Genomic DNA, 13,317 nt, shown 5'->3' on the forward strand with positions numbered 1-13,317 from the left:
GTTACAAAGCATATTTAACAGGAGCTTATCTGCACATTTCATCACATAACTCATTATTAATCCTGTCTGTTAAGCTAAGTGATACGTAATGTGCGCAAGGTATGCAACCTAAGTCGTAAGGCCAGAGAATGAAAACGCCCCTGATCACCCGCGAAGGGTATGAAAATCTGAAGAAAGAGATGGACACGCTGTGGCGGGAAGAGCGCCCGGAGGTGACCAAAAAAGTGACCTGGGCCGCGAGCCTCGGTGACCGCAGTGAAAACGCCGACTACCAGTACAACAAGAAACGGCTGCGCGAAATCGACCGCCGGGTGCGGTATCTGACCAAATGCCTTGAGAACCTGAAAATCGTCGATTACTCCCCGCAGCAGGAGGGCAAAGTCTTTTTCGGCGCGTGGGTGGAGATCGAAAACGACGACGGCGAGCTTAAGCGTTTTCGGATTGTCGGCTACGATGAAATTTTTGGTCGTAAGGATTACATCTCCATCGACTCGCCCATGGCCCGGGCGCTGCTGAAAAAAGAGGTCGGCGATCTGGCCGTCGTGCACACTCCGGCCGGGGAAGCGACCTGGTATGTGAACGCCATCGACTATGTGAAATAACCCGCCGGAACAATCCGAGAGCCTGGCGCGGCGACTGGCATTTTGCCGTGCCAGTCCGTATAACTATCCCCTGATTTTTCGACCCACAAGATGAAATAGCCATGATGAAAGATTCGCTCTGCCGCATTATTGCGGGTGAACTTCAGGCAAGGGCTGAACAGGTAGAAGCTGCCGTTCGCCTGCTTGATGAAGGGAACACCGTGCCGTTTATCGCACGTTATCGTAAGGAAGTGACTGGCGGTCTGGATGATACGCAGCTGCGTAACCTGGAAACCCGCCTTGGCTATCTGCGTGAACTGGAAGACAGGCGTCAGGCGATCCTGAAATCCATCGGTGAACAGGGCAAGCTGACCGACGAGCTGGCCAAAGCCATCAACGGCACCCTGAATAAGACTGAACTCGAAGACCTCTATCTGCCGTACAAACAAAAACGCCGCACCCGCGGGCAGATCGCTATTGAAGCCGGTCTGGAGCCGCTGGCGGATCTGCTGTGGACGACGCCGTCCCACGACCCGGAAACCGAAGCCGCGAAGTTTATCGATGCCGATAAAGGCGTGCCCGACACTAAAGCCGCCCTCGATGGCGCACGCTACATTTTGATGGAGCGCTTTGCCGAAGACGCCGCCCTGCTGGCTAAAGTGCGTGATTACCTGTGGAAGAACGCCCATATCGTCTCCACCGTGGTGAACGGCAAAGAGGAAGAAGGGGCGAAATTCCGCGACTACTTCGATCATCATGAACCGATTTCCTCCACCCCTTCTCACCGCGCCCTGGCAATGTTCCGCGGCCGCAATGAAGGTGTGCTGCAACTCTCCCTGAATGCCGACCCGCAGTTTGACGAGCCGCCGAAAGAGAGCCACGGCGAGCAGATCATCATCGACCATCTTGGCCTGCGCCTGAACAACGCTCCGGCGGACAGCTGGCGCAAAGGGGTGGTGAGCTGGACCTGGCGTATCAAGGTGCTGATGCATCTCGAAACCGAACTGATGGGCACCGTGCGCGAACGCGCCGAAGACGAAGCGATTAACGTCTTTGCCCGTAACCTGCACGATCTGCTGATGGCCGCCCCGGCAGGCCTGCGCGCGACCATGGGTCTCGATCCGGGCCTGCGTACCGGCGTGAAGGTGGCGGTAGTGGATGGCACCGGCAAACTGGTTGCCACCGACACCATTTATCCGCACACCGGCCAGGCAGCCAAAGCTGCGGTCGCCGTGGCGGCGCTGTGCGAGAAGCACAACGTGGAGCTGGTGGCGATCGGCAACGGCACCGCCTCCCGCGAAACCGAGCGCTTCTTCCTCGATCTGCAAAAGCAGTTCCCGAAAGTGACGGCGCAAAAAGTGATTGTCAGCGAAGCGGGCGCGTCGGTGTACTCGGCGTCCGAGCTGGCCGCGCAGGAGTTCCCGGATCTGGACGTCTCCCTGCGCGGTGCGGTCTCTATCGCCCGCCGCCTGCAGGATCCGCTGGCTGAGCTGGTGAAGATCGACCCGAAATCCATCGGCGTGGGCCAGTACCAGCACGACGTCAGCCAGACGCAGCTGGCGCGCAAGCTGGATGCGGTGGTGGAAGACTGCGTGAACGCCGTCGGCGTTGATCTGAACACCGCCTCCGTCGCCCTGCTGACCCGCGTGGCGGGGTTAACCCGGATGATGGCGCAGAATATCGTCGCCTGGCGTGATGAGAACGGTCAGTTCCAGAACCGCCAACAGCTGCTGAAAGTGAGCCGTCTGGGGCCGAAAGCGTTCGAGCAGTGCGCGGGCTTCCTGCGTATCAACCACGGCGACAACCCGCTGGATGCCTCCACCGTTCACCCGGAAGCCTATCCGGTTGTCGAGCGCATTCTGGCTGCCACCCAGCAGGCGCTGAAAGTGCTGATGGGCAACAGCAGCGAATTGCGTAATCTGAAAGCGGTGGATTTCACCGATGAGAAGTTCGGCGTGCCGACGGTGTCCGACATCATCAAAGAGCTGGAGAAGCCGGGCCGCGACCCGCGTCCGGAGTTCAAAACCGCGCAGTTCGCCGAAGGCGTCGAGACCATGAACGACCTGCTGCCGGGCATGGTGCTGGAAGGTGCAGTCACCAACGTCACCAACTTTGGTGCCTTTGTCGATATTGGCGTGCATCAGGATGGCCTGGTCCATATCTCCTCTCTTGCCGATAAGTTCGTGGAAGATCCGCACACCGTGGTGAAAGCCGGCGACATCGTGAAGGTGAAGGTGCTGGAGGTGGATCTGCAGCGCAAGCGTATCGCCCTGACCATGCGTCTGGACGAGCAGCCTGGCGAGACCAACGCCCGTCGTGGCGGCGGCAACAGCGATGCGCGCCAGCAGCAGCGTCCAGCGGCGAAACCGCGCGGGCGTGAAGCACAGCCATCCGGCAACAGCGCGATGATGGATGCGCTGGCGGCGGCGATGGGTAAAAAGCGCTAACATAGGCAGTGCCCGGTGGCGCTTCGCTTACCGGGCCTACGGTTTGTAGGCCGGGCAAACGCAGTGCCGCCCGGCAAACAGACCGCAAAAATTAAAATAAAAATATACTCTCTTATTTCTTATAAATATGGAACCGATTGCATATCCGTATTTAAACCAATAATTATCACTCCGTTAACAATAAATCTTTTTATCGCTTACCATCATTGCCCGAAAATATTGAGCAAGGTCAATCAGCCCGCAAATTAATAGCCGTATCTACATTCCGTCACATATTTAATATTGATGAGAGAAACCATTCTCATTACCATTGTGCCTGTTGATTATTTAACCGTCCGTTAAGTAGGCACTATGCAATTCACTCCAGCCAGCGCGTGGAAAATTACCGGCTTCACCCGCGAAATAAGCCCGGCCTATCGGCAGAAACTGCTCTCATTAGGGATGCTACCCGGCTCCTCTTTCCAGGTGGTGCGCGTTGCCCCGCTGGGCGATCCGGTGCATATCGAAACCCGACGTGTGAATCTGGTTCTGCGTAAGAAAGATCTCGCCTTAATAGAAGTTGAAGCCCTGTCCCAATAACACGCCAGCTCCCGCAGCGAGTCGAATACAATGAAAAAATTAACCATTGGCTTAATTGGCAATCCGAATTCCGGCAAAACCACCTTATTTAACCAGCTTACCGGCGCGCGTCAGCGGGTCGGTAACTGGGCGGGTGTGACGGTCGAACGTAAAGAGGGCCAGTTCGCCACCACCGATAATCAGGTCACCCTCGTCGATCTGCCCGGCACTTACTCATTAACCACCATCTCCTCCCAGACCTCGCTGGATGAGCAGATCGCCTGCCACTACATTCTCAGCGGCGACGCCGACCTGCTGATCAACGTGGTGGATGCCTCGAACCTCGAGCGCAACCTCTACCTGACGTTACAGCTGCTGGAGCTGGGCATCCCCTGCGTGGTGGCGCTGAACATGCTCGATATTGCGGAAAAGCAGCAGATCCGCATCGACGTCGACGCCCTCTCCGCCCGTCTGGGCTGCCCGGTGGTGCCGCTGGTCTCCACCCGTGCCCGCGGGATCGACGCCCTTAAGCTGGCCATTGACCGCCACACCCGCAATGCCGACGTGGAGCTGGTGCATTACGCCCAGCCGCTGCTGCGGGAAGCCGGGATCCTCGCCCAGGAGATGGCGCACAGCATGCCGTTCAAACAGCGTCACTGGCTCGGCCTGCAGATGCTGGAAGGCGATATCTACAGCCGCGCCTATGCCGGTGATGCCGCGCAATATCTGGATGTCTCCCTCGCACGGTTGAACGATGAGCTGGACGACCCGGCCCTGCACATTGCCGATGCGCGCTATCAGAGCATCAATGCCATTTGCGACGTGGTGAGCAACGCCCTTACCGCCGAACCAAGCCGCTTTACCCGGGCGATGGACACCCTGATCCTCAACCGTTTTCTCGGCCTGCCGGTCTTCCTGCTGGTGATGTACGTGATGTTCCTGCTGGCCATTAACATCGGCGGCGCGCTACAGCCGCTGTTTGATGTCGGCTCGGTGGCCATCTTCATTCACGGCATTCAGTGGCTGGGTTACACCCTGCACCTGCCGGAATGGCTGACCATTTTCCTCGCCCAGGGGCTGGGCGGCGGGATCAACACCGTGCTGCCGCTGGTGCCGCAGATCGGCATGATGTATCTGTTCCTCTCGTTCCTTGAGGACTCCGGTTATATGGCCCGCGCGGCCTTTGTGATGGATCGCCTGATGCAGGCGCTCGGCCTGCCCGGCAAATCCTTTGTACCGCTGATTGTCGGCTTCGGCTGCAACGTGCCGTCGGTGATGGGCGCCCGCACTCTGGATGCGCCTCGCGAACGGCTGATGACCATCATGATGGCGCCGTTTATGTCCTGCGGCGCACGGCTGGCGATCTTCGCGGTGTTTGCCGCGGCCTTCTTCGGCCAGGAGGGGGCGCTGGCGGTCTTCTCGCTGTACGTGCTCGGCATCGTGATGGCGATCCTCACCGGCCTGATGCTCAAACACACCATCATGCGTGGCGAGGCGTCGCCGTTCGTGATGGAGCTGCCGGTCTATCACGTTCCGCACATGAAAAGCCTGCTGATCCAGACCTGGCAGCGGCTGAAAGGTTTTGTCCTGCGGGCGGGTAAAGTGATTGTGGTAGTCAGTATTTTCCTCAGCGCGCTGAACAGCTTCTCACTCAGCGGCAAGGCGGTAGACAACATTAACGACTCGGCGCTGGCCTCCGTCAGCCGCGTCATCACCCCGCTGTTTAAACCAATTGGCGTACATGAAGACAACTGGCAGGCCACCGTCGGGCTGTTCACCGGCGCGATGGCGAAAGAGGTGGTGGTCGGCACGCTGAACACCCTCTACACCGCAGAGAATATTCAGGAAGAGGCGTTTAACCCGGCGGCGTTTCACCTCGGGGACGAACTGTTCAGCGCCGTGGATGAAACCTGGCAGAGCCTGAAAGAGACCTTCAGCCTGAGCGTGCTGGCGAACCCGATTGAAGCCAGCAAAGGCGACGGGGAGATGGCGACCGGGGCGATGGGCGTGATGAGCGAGAAGTTTGGCAGCGCCTCGGCGGCCTACAGCTACCTGATCTTCGTCCTGCTCTACATTCCGTGCATATCGGTGATGGGGGCGATTGCCCGCGAATCGAGCCGCGGTTGGATGGGCTTCTCCGTCCTGTGGGGGCTGAATATCGCTTACTCGCTGGCAACGGTGTACTACCAGACGGTCAATTTCAGCCAGCATCCGCACTACAGCCTGGTCTGTATCCTGGCGGTGGTGCTGTTTAACGTGGTGGTGATGGGCCTGTTACGCCGGGCGCGCAGCCGCGTGGACGTTAACCTGCTGGCGAAAGGCAGAACCGCAGCGGCCTGCTGTGACAGCCCGGCCAGCAACTGTCATTAGGAGGCGGCATGGCATCGTTAATTGAGGTTCGTGATTTACTGGCGCTACAGGGGAGAATGGAAGCCACCCAGCTCAGCCAGATCCTGCGCATGCCGCAGGCGATGATCGAGGCCATGCTGGAGCGTCTGGAGGCGATGGGGAAAGCGCAGCGCATCCAGGAGGATCCCGACGGCTGCTTATCCGGCAGCTGTAAAAGCTGTCCTGAAGGAAAAGCCTGCCTCAGGGAGTGGTGGGCGCTGCGTTAATCGTTAATAAAGCCGGGCAACTCTGCCCGGCTTTATGTGTTTATTTGTAGACGTCTGCGGTCGCGCGGATGTCTTTCTGATCTTTGTTGGCGCTGGTGACGACATAGTACTTACCGCCCAGCTCATCTGCTTTCTGGGAAAGCTCTTTTCTCGCATCCATTGGCGCAGTGGTATCAGATGTAGAGATATCGCCAACCTTCGTCAAATTCATCTCTTTCACTTTATCTTTCTGGATCTCTTCTGCCGCCATAACGCCAAAAGAGAGTGAACCAATAACCAGAGAAGCAACAATACCTGTAACAAGTTTCATAGCCATGACTCCCAAAGAGGATTGTAGTTTTGATTATCGAAGGCGGGATACCCGCAACGATATATTGAGTATTGTTGCGGTATGTCACTTTTTCCAGCGGGAATGAAAAATAATCAGTTTAAACGCTGACTTAAGGCAATCAACGCCGCGCAAAACTCGGCGGAGTGAGAGATAAAGGGCGCATGCGCCGCTTTGGCGACAATCAGGGCTTCGCTCTGCGGCCATTGCTCATCCAGCAGCGGCACGATCTTGCGCGGGACCAGCCCGTCGAGGTAACCATAAATACGCAGATGCGGCAGCGTCAGCGACGCCAGCGGCGCGCGCAGATCGGCCGTTTTCAGGATCTCCAGCCCGCCATTCAGCACTTCCACCTCCGGCATTGGCAACGCCAGCACCGTGGTTTTCAGCGTCCGGGCGTCCTGGCGTGCGGTTTCGGTGCCCATGGTCTGTAGCGCAAGAAAACGCTCCACCGTGCGCTGGAAATCGTTGCTCAGCTGCTGCTGGAAACCGGCCAGCACCTCGGGTTTGATCCCCGGCCACTCCGCCTGGGCGCTAAAACACGGGGAGGAGGCGACGGTCACCAGGGCCTGCACCCGCTCAGGATGCGTCAGGGCAATCTGGCTCGCCACCAGCCCGCCCAGGCTCCAGCCCAGCCAGATCGCCTTATCCGGGGCCTGCGCCAGCACCTGCTCCGCCATGTCGGCAAGAGGCATTGCGCCGAAATCACGGCTGCGGCCAAAGCCCGGCAGATCCACCAGGTGCAGCGTGAATTGCGAGGCCAGTTCCTCGCTGATGCAACGCCATACTTCGGCATTCAGCCCCCATCCGTGCAGCAGCACAAGATGGCAATTTCCTGTCCCGACGGTCTGCCACCAAAGGTTATTCATCGATTACTGTTCTCTTTTTTCACAAGGAGGTTGTCTATGCTAACAGTGCCCGGCTTGTGCTGGCTATGCCGGATGCCGCTTGCGCTCAGCCACTGGGGCGTCTGTTCCGTGTGCGAAAAGGGGCTGACAGGGCGGACAGGTGTTTGTCCGCAGTGCGGTTTACCGGCCATTCATCTCCACCTGCCCTGCGGCCGCTGCCTGCGCAGACCGCCGCCCTGGCAGGCGCTGGTGGCGGTGAGCGGCTATACACCGCCGCTGAGCCAGCTGGTGCATCAGCTGAAGTTTTCCCGCCGCAGTCAGCTGGCAAAACCGCTGGCGAGGCTGTTACTGCTGGCGCTGCTGCGCGCCAGGCGCAGCCGGGGGTTGCCGGATGTTGATATGCTGGTCTGCGTACCGCTCTGGTCACGGCGTCACTGGCGGCGCGGGTTTAACCAGAGCGACCTGCTCTGTCGCCCGCTGGCCCGCTGGCTAAACTGCTGCTATGTTCCCGATGCCATTCGCCGCAACCGCGCCACCCCGGCCCAGCATCAGCTCAGCGCCAGGTTGCGTAAACGCAACCTGCAGCACGCTTTTACTCTTGAATTACCGGTCGTCGGGCGCCATATCGCTGTGGTGGATGATGTCGTGACCACAGGCGCTACCGTCGCGGAACTCTCCCGCCTGCTTTTGCGAAGCGGCGCGGCGTCGGTTCAGGTATGGTGTCTGTGTCGAACCTTGTAGCGCCCTCAGGTTGGGCGTATTATACCCAGGTATTTTAGTCAACTATTAGGCCAATGCTATGATCCGTATTTCCGATGCTGCACAAGCGCACTTTGCCAAACTGCTGGCAAATCAGGAAGAAGGGACCCAGATCCGCGTGTTCGTGATCAACCCGGGCACCCCGAATGCAGAATGCGGCGTCTCTTATTGCCCACCGGATGCTGTGGAAGCAACTGACACTGCCCTGAAATTTGAGCAACTCACTGCCTATGTCGATGAGCTGAGCTCCCCGTATCTGGAAGATGCGGAAATTGATTTTGTGACCGACCAACTGGGTTCCCAGTTAACCCTGAAAGCACCCAACGCCAAAATGCGTAAAGTGACCGATGACGCCCCGCTGATGGAGCGCGTTGAGTACCTGCTGCAGTCCCAGATTAACCCGCAGCTGGCAGGCCACGGTGGTCGCGTCACTCTGATGGAGATCACCGAAGACGGTCTGGCCATTCTGCAGTTTGGCGGCGGCTGTAACGGTTGTTCCATGGTCGACGTGACCCTGAAAGAGGGGATCGAGAAGCAGCTGCTGAACGAGTTCCCGGAGCTGAAAGGCGTGCGCGATCTCACCGAACACCAGCGCGGCGAACACTCCTACTATTAAGTTGCCGTTATCTGTTGCCCGGTGACGCGTAGCGATCCGGGCCTCTCCCCCTTCTCCCCTGCTTCAGAACATGACCTGCGTCTCAGATTTCACATTTTGACCGCCAGGGTCATTCTCAATCCGCACATGTTACCCGTATCATTCTCGCGGGCACTCAAACACCTTCACGCCGACCGACTAAGCTTAATGATTTAGAAGGCAGCCTGTCTTTGTGCCAGGAAGTACGCTGTTCCCAGTTGGGGCAACATTAATATGTCGTTGAAACAATGACGTTACCCATAACAATTTTAAAGGCCAGATAATCATGCCATTAGTCATCGTCGCTATCGGTGTAGTCCTGTTACTGCTCCTGATGATCCGTTTCAAAATGAACGGCTTCATTGCCCTTGTACTGGTGGCCCTTGCTGTCGGCCTGATGCAAGGGATGCCGCTGGTAAAAGTTATCAGCTCCATTAAAGCCGGTGTGGGCGGTACGCTCGGTAGCCTCGCGCTGATCATGGGCTTCGGCGCTATGCTCGGCAAAATGCTGGCTGACTGCGGTGGCGCACAGCGCATCGCGACCACGCTGATTGCAAAGTTCGGCAAAAATAATATTCAGTGGGCAGTGGTCTTAACCGGCTTCACCGTCGGTTTTGCACTGTTCTACGAAGTGGGCTTCGTGCTGATGCTGCCGCTGGTGTTCACCATCGCCGCCTCTGCCAGCATCCCGCTGCTGTACGTGGGTGTGCCAATGGCCGCTGCGCTGTCCGTGACCCACGGCTTCCTGCCGCCGCACCCGGGCCCAACCGCTATCGCCACCATCTTCCATGCGGACATGGGTAAAACCCTGCTGTTCGGTACCATTCTGGCGATCCCGACCGTTATCCTCGCAGGGCCGGTGTTTGCGCGTTGCCTGAAAGGCATCGACAAGCCGATCCCGGAAGGTCTGTACAGCGCGAAAACCTTTACTGAAGAAGAGATGCCGAGCTTTGGCGTCAGCGTCTGGACCTCTCTGGTACCGGTAGTGCTGATGGCCCTGCGTGCCGTCTGTGAAATGGTGCTGCCGAAAGGCCATCCGGTTCTCGGCGTGGCGGAGTTCCTCGGTGACCCGGTCATGGCAACGCTGATTGCGGTCCTGATTGCGCTGTTCACCTTCGGTCTGAACCGTGGCCGTTCCATGGATCAGATTAACGATACCCTGAGCTCTTCGATCAAAATCATCGCCATGATGCTGCTGATCATCGGTGGTGGCGGTGCGTTCAAACAGGTTCTGGTTGATAGCGGCGTGGACAAATACATCGCCTCCATGATGCATGACACCAACATCTCCCCAATCCTGATGGCGTGGTCTATCGCGGCGGTGCTGCGTATTGCCCTGGGTTCTGCGACCGTTGCGGCCATTACCGCGGGCGGTATCGTTGCCCCTCTGATTGCCACCACCGGCGTCAGCCCAGAACTGATGGTTATCGCGGTGGGTTCCGGTAGCGTGATTTTCTCTCACGTAAACGATCCGGGCTTCTGGCTGTTCAAAGAGTACTTCAACCTGACCATCGGTGAGACCATCAAGTCCTGGTCGATGCTGGAAACCATCATCTCCGTCTGCGGGCTGATTGGGTGTCTGCTGCTGGGTGCGGTGGTGTGATGTAAAAATAAGCCGGGGGGGTGCGATTGCTCACCCGGCTAGTCTTCTCTCATTCCTTCGTAAGAACTTCGTTTCATTCATCCATTTTTAAGAATTTAATCCCTTTTTCAGCCGTTTACAGTTTCCCTGCTTCATGCAACCATCCTGATTAACCTTAAGCTAAATCAGGTCTTTGTTATGGATAACTGGCTGGCACTTTTCGACGGACAGACCCGCTATTCTCTGGATATTAACGACAGTACGGTAAAACCTGACGTGCTGAATTTTACCGGACACGAAGCACTCACCGAGCCGTTTCGCTGGGAAATCGACTTCACCACGCAGCAGGATAATATCACCCCGGAACAGGTGCTGATGAAATACGCCTCCCTGCGGATGCGCAGCGGGAAAACCGTTCACGGCATCCTTACCGGTCTGGAGTGGATTTCCACCACTGCCGACCAGTCCCGTTACCGGGTGGTCCTGAGCTCCCGCCTGGCGCTGCTGGGATACACCCGGCAGAACACCGTCTATCAGAACCTGTCGGTGCCGGAGGTGGTGGAGCAGGTTTTGCGTCAGCACGGCCTGGAAGGCGCGGATTTTGACTTCCGCCTGGAGCACACCTACCCGGCGCGTGAAATTATCACCCAGTGGCGGGAAACGGATTTGCAGTTCATTCAGCGTATTCTGTCTGAAGTGGGGATTTACTGGCGCACGGAGATGGATGACGGGCGCGGTCTGGATGTATATATCCTGGCCGACAGCCAGCTTAACTACCGCTTTGACGTGCGCCTGCCGTACAGCGAGCCCTCCGGGCTGTACGACGGGGCGGCGGAATCGGTCTGGGACGTGCGCACCACAAATCTGGTGGTCACCGGTATGGTCAGCACTCGGGACTATAACTACCGCACCGCCACCACGCCGATGGATGCGACGGTAAGTGTGCGCAGCGAGGCGGTGACCAGCGGGGAGCACTGGCGCTACGCAGAGCCATACCGAATCGCAGGGGATGACACTGACCCAGCTCCGGAAACCGAATCCGGGGCGTTTTATGCCCGCATCCACCATGAGCGGGAGCTGAACCAGTCGGCCCGCATTCATCTCGACAGTAACGCCGCCTGCCTGCTGCCGGGCCAGGTGCTGGAGCCGCAGGGCAATGTCATCCGGGCACTCAGGGAGGGCGTGCTCATCACCGAGATAAACTACCACGCCGCCCGGGATACCCGGCTGCATGTCGCCGTCGACGGCATGCCCTACACCGAGCGCTACTGTTACCGTCCGGCAGAAATCCCGCGTCCTGAAATTCACGGCTCGCTTCCGGCCCGGATTGAGAGCCGGGAGAAAAATGCTGTTTACGCCCACCTGGACGACCAGGGCCGCTACCGCGTCAGGCTGGACTTTGACCGGAGCGACAGTGAGCAGGGGTTCGCGTACCTGTGGCTGCGGATGGCGAAGTCGTATTCTGGCGAGACTTACGGCTGGCACACCCCGCTCACCGACGGCACCGAAGTGGCGATTGCGTACAGCAACGGCGATATTGACCTGCCGTACATTGCATATGCCCTGCACGATTCAGAACACCCTGACCCCGTCACCCGCGACAACCACACCCGCAACATCCTGCGCACGCCCTCGAACAACAAGCTGCGGATGGAAGACAGGCGCGGGGAGGAGCATATCAAGCTCGCCACGGAGTACGGCAAAACGCAGCTGAATAGCGGGCATCTGGTGGATAATCAGGGGAAACTTCGTGGCCAGGGCTCAGAGCTGCGCACCGATGAGTGGGGCACAATACGCGCCGGGAAAGGGCTGTTTGTCAGCGCCGACGGGCAGCCAAAGGCACAGGGTGAGGTGCTGGACATGGATGCCACGCTGAAGGAAATCGACCAGCTTAATCAGCAGCTGCAGCAGCTGGAGATGGCGGCAGAGCAGGCGCAGGCCCTGAAGGCACATGTGGACGACCAGATACAGATGTTTGAGCAACGGCTGAAACCGCTCAACGAGGCCCTGCTGTTCTCCGCCCCGGACGGGATGGCCTTCACCAGCGGGGAGCATATGCAGATGACAGCCGCGAAGAATGTCGCCATCAATTCAGGCAGGGATGCTAGCCTCGGGGTGATGGGCAACATGACGGCGCTGGCCGGAGAAAAACTCGGGCTGTTTGCCCGGACGGGCCAGCTGAGTCTGAAATCCGGAGAAGGGCCGGTGGAGGTGCAGGCCCAGAACGGCAGGATGCAGCTGTTTGCAGAGAAGAAGCTCACCCTGAGCTCGGCGGGTGACATTTCGTTTGCGGGGAAGAAGCGCATCATGCTGATTGGTGGCGGGAGCTACCTGCGGCTTGAGGCGGGGAAAATCGAGTACGGGACCCTGGGAACCTACCTGCGGCGGACGAAGCGGACAATGAAAGCCGGGCCAGCCTCACTGCCTTTACATTTACCTTTAATGCCCCTGGCAGATCTATTTATCTCTCGGGTAGCAAGCCAGGCAACAGGGGATTCTCCAGAACAGAAGAAAACAAAGCTGAAGCCGGTATTTCGTATTGCAGAAGCACCAGGAGTCAACGGACTAGTTCAGCCTGGCTGTAAGTGGCAAATTGTTTTAGCTGATTCTTATATGCAGGCCGTGACAACAGATGAAGTCTTAATGAACGGCGAGTCTGATGCAGAAGGTAAAGTGTTGCAGTCTGATGCACAGCAGCTTCAGCTGACAGAACTGGCGACACAATATGCGAACCAGTTATGGCTGGTTGCCGGACATCGAGCCCACCGCCTGTATTTCAATGTGATTTCTGATACTGCCCACGAAGACGTTAAAGATTATTGTGCACAGGATACGATGGGCTTCCATCGTGCCTTTAATACTATTTCCGGGAAGATAATTCCGGGTGAAAAACTCAACGTGTGTATTAAGACCGAGCAGCAGGTGAATGGAACAATGCTCAAATCACTCAGGGAGGGTAAATAAG

Annotated in this window: 11 protein-coding genes; 9 read left to right on the top strand and 2 right to left on the bottom strand. The window is 57.9% G+C overall.

Going from position 1 to position 13,317, the window contains the following annotated elements:
• Positions 1–128 precede the first annotated feature (128 nt).
• The 5 genes from greB (at position 129) to feoC (ending at position 6,201) form a co-directional block, all read left to right on the top strand.
• Entirely contained in the window at positions 129–602 is a 474-nt protein-coding gene (gene greB / locus ES815_RS08160; protein WP_142487384.1) for a transcription elongation factor GreB, read from the top strand.
• A gap of 101 nt (positions 603–703) precedes the next feature.
• Positions 704–3,028, top strand: coding sequence for a Tex family protein (locus ES815_RS08165; protein ID WP_142487385.1), 2,325 nt, complete (start codon positions 704–706; stop codon positions 3,026–3,028).
• 351 nt (positions 3,029–3,379) lie between these two features.
• A complete protein-coding gene (feoA, locus tag ES815_RS08170; RefSeq protein WP_142487386.1) occupies positions 3,380–3,607 on the top strand; it encodes a ferrous iron transporter A in 228 nt (75 codons plus the stop codon).
• Between the two features lie 30 nt (positions 3,608–3,637).
• On the top strand, positions 3,638–5,956 hold the full coding sequence (gene feoB / locus ES815_RS08175; protein WP_142487387.1) for a Fe(2+) transporter permease subunit FeoB: 2,319 nt from the start codon (positions 3,638–3,640) through the stop codon (positions 5,954–5,956).
• An 8-nt stretch (positions 5,957–5,964) separates the two neighbouring features.
• Positions 5,965–6,201 (top strand): [Fe-S]-dependent transcriptional repressor FeoC, encoded by a 237-nt coding sequence (gene feoC / locus ES815_RS08180; RefSeq protein WP_142487388.1) that lies wholly within the window; start codon positions 5,965–5,967, stop codon positions 6,199–6,201.
• A gap of 40 nt (positions 6,202–6,241) precedes the next feature.
• Here the strand turns inward: feoC and ES815_RS08185 are convergent, their stop codons facing one another.
• Together ES815_RS08185 and bioH are read right to left on the bottom strand one after the other, a co-directional pair.
• Positions 6,242–6,511, bottom strand: coding sequence for a YdgH/BhsA/McbA-like domain containing protein (locus tag ES815_RS08185; RefSeq protein ID WP_142487389.1), 270 nt, complete (start codon positions 6,509–6,511; stop codon positions 6,242–6,244).
• 113 nt (positions 6,512–6,624) lie between these two features.
• Complete coding sequence (gene bioH, locus ES815_RS08190; protein WP_142487390.1) at positions 6,625–7,398, bottom strand: pimeloyl-ACP methyl ester esterase BioH; 774 nt, start codon at positions 7,396–7,398, stop codon at positions 6,625–6,627.
• Between the two features lie 36 nt (positions 7,399–7,434).
• Between bioH and gntX the strand changes: the two genes are divergently transcribed.
• From gntX to ES815_RS08210, 4 genes are all read left to right on the top strand, one after another.
• Positions 7,435–8,118, top strand: coding sequence for a DNA utilization protein GntX (gntX, locus tag ES815_RS08195; protein ID WP_142487391.1), 684 nt, complete (start codon positions 7,435–7,437; stop codon positions 8,116–8,118).
• 58 nt (positions 8,119–8,176) lie between these two features.
• Complete coding sequence (gene nfuA, locus ES815_RS08200; RefSeq protein ID WP_142487392.1) at positions 8,177–8,752, top strand: Fe-S biogenesis protein NfuA; 576 nt, start codon at positions 8,177–8,179, stop codon at positions 8,750–8,752.
• A gap of 304 nt (positions 8,753–9,056) precedes the next feature.
• The gene (gene gntT, locus ES815_RS08205) at positions 9,057–10,373 is read left to right on the top strand and encodes a gluconate transporter (protein WP_142487393.1); all 1,317 of its coding nucleotides are present in this window, start codon (positions 9,057–9,059) and stop codon (positions 10,371–10,373) included.
• 177 nt (positions 10,374–10,550) lie between these two features.
• Positions 10,551–13,316 carry a type VI secretion system Vgr family protein gene (locus tag ES815_RS08210; protein WP_142487394.1) on the top strand — a complete coding sequence of 922 codons (2,766 nt, stop codon included), beginning with the start codon at positions 10,551–10,553 and terminating at the stop codon, positions 13,314–13,316.
• Position 13,317 lies beyond the last annotated feature (1 nt).

Origin of the sequence: Leclercia adecarboxylata (genome assembly GCF_006874705.1) — a bacterium.
In the GTDB taxonomy this organism is placed as follows: domain Bacteria; phylum Pseudomonadota; class Gammaproteobacteria; order Enterobacterales; family Enterobacteriaceae; genus Enterobacter; species Enterobacter adecarboxylatus_C.

Excerpts from the sequence above, each read along its gene's own strand:
- greB (WP_142487384.1), top strand. The coding sequence starts at position 129 with ATGAAAACGCCCCTGATCACCCGCGAAGGGTATGAAAATCTGAAGAAA.
- ES815_RS08165 (WP_142487385.1), top strand. The coding sequence starts at position 704 with ATGATGAAAGATTCGCTCTGCCGCATTATTGCGGGTGAACTTCAGGCA.
- feoA (WP_142487386.1), top strand. The coding sequence starts at position 3,380 with ATGCAATTCACTCCAGCCAGCGCGTGGAAAATTACCGGCTTCACCCGC.
- feoB (WP_142487387.1), top strand. The coding sequence starts at position 3,638 with ATGAAAAAATTAACCATTGGCTTAATTGGCAATCCGAATTCCGGCAAA.
- feoC (WP_142487388.1), top strand. The coding sequence starts at position 5,965 with ATGGCATCGTTAATTGAGGTTCGTGATTTACTGGCGCTACAGGGGAGA.
- ES815_RS08185 (WP_142487389.1), bottom strand. The coding sequence starts at position 6,511 with ATGAAACTTGTTACAGGTATTGTTGCTTCTCTGGTTATTGGTTCACTC.
- bioH (WP_142487390.1), bottom strand. The coding sequence starts at position 7,398 with ATGAATAACCTTTGGTGGCAGACCGTCGGGACAGGAAATTGCCATCTT.
- gntX (WP_142487391.1), top strand. The coding sequence starts at position 7,435 with ATGCTAACAGTGCCCGGCTTGTGCTGGCTATGCCGGATGCCGCTTGCG.
- nfuA (WP_142487392.1), top strand. The coding sequence starts at position 8,177 with ATGATCCGTATTTCCGATGCTGCACAAGCGCACTTTGCCAAACTGCTG.
- gntT (WP_142487393.1), top strand. The coding sequence starts at position 9,057 with ATGCCATTAGTCATCGTCGCTATCGGTGTAGTCCTGTTACTGCTCCTG.
- ES815_RS08210 (WP_142487394.1), top strand. The coding sequence starts at position 10,551 with ATGGATAACTGGCTGGCACTTTTCGACGGACAGACCCGCTATTCTCTG.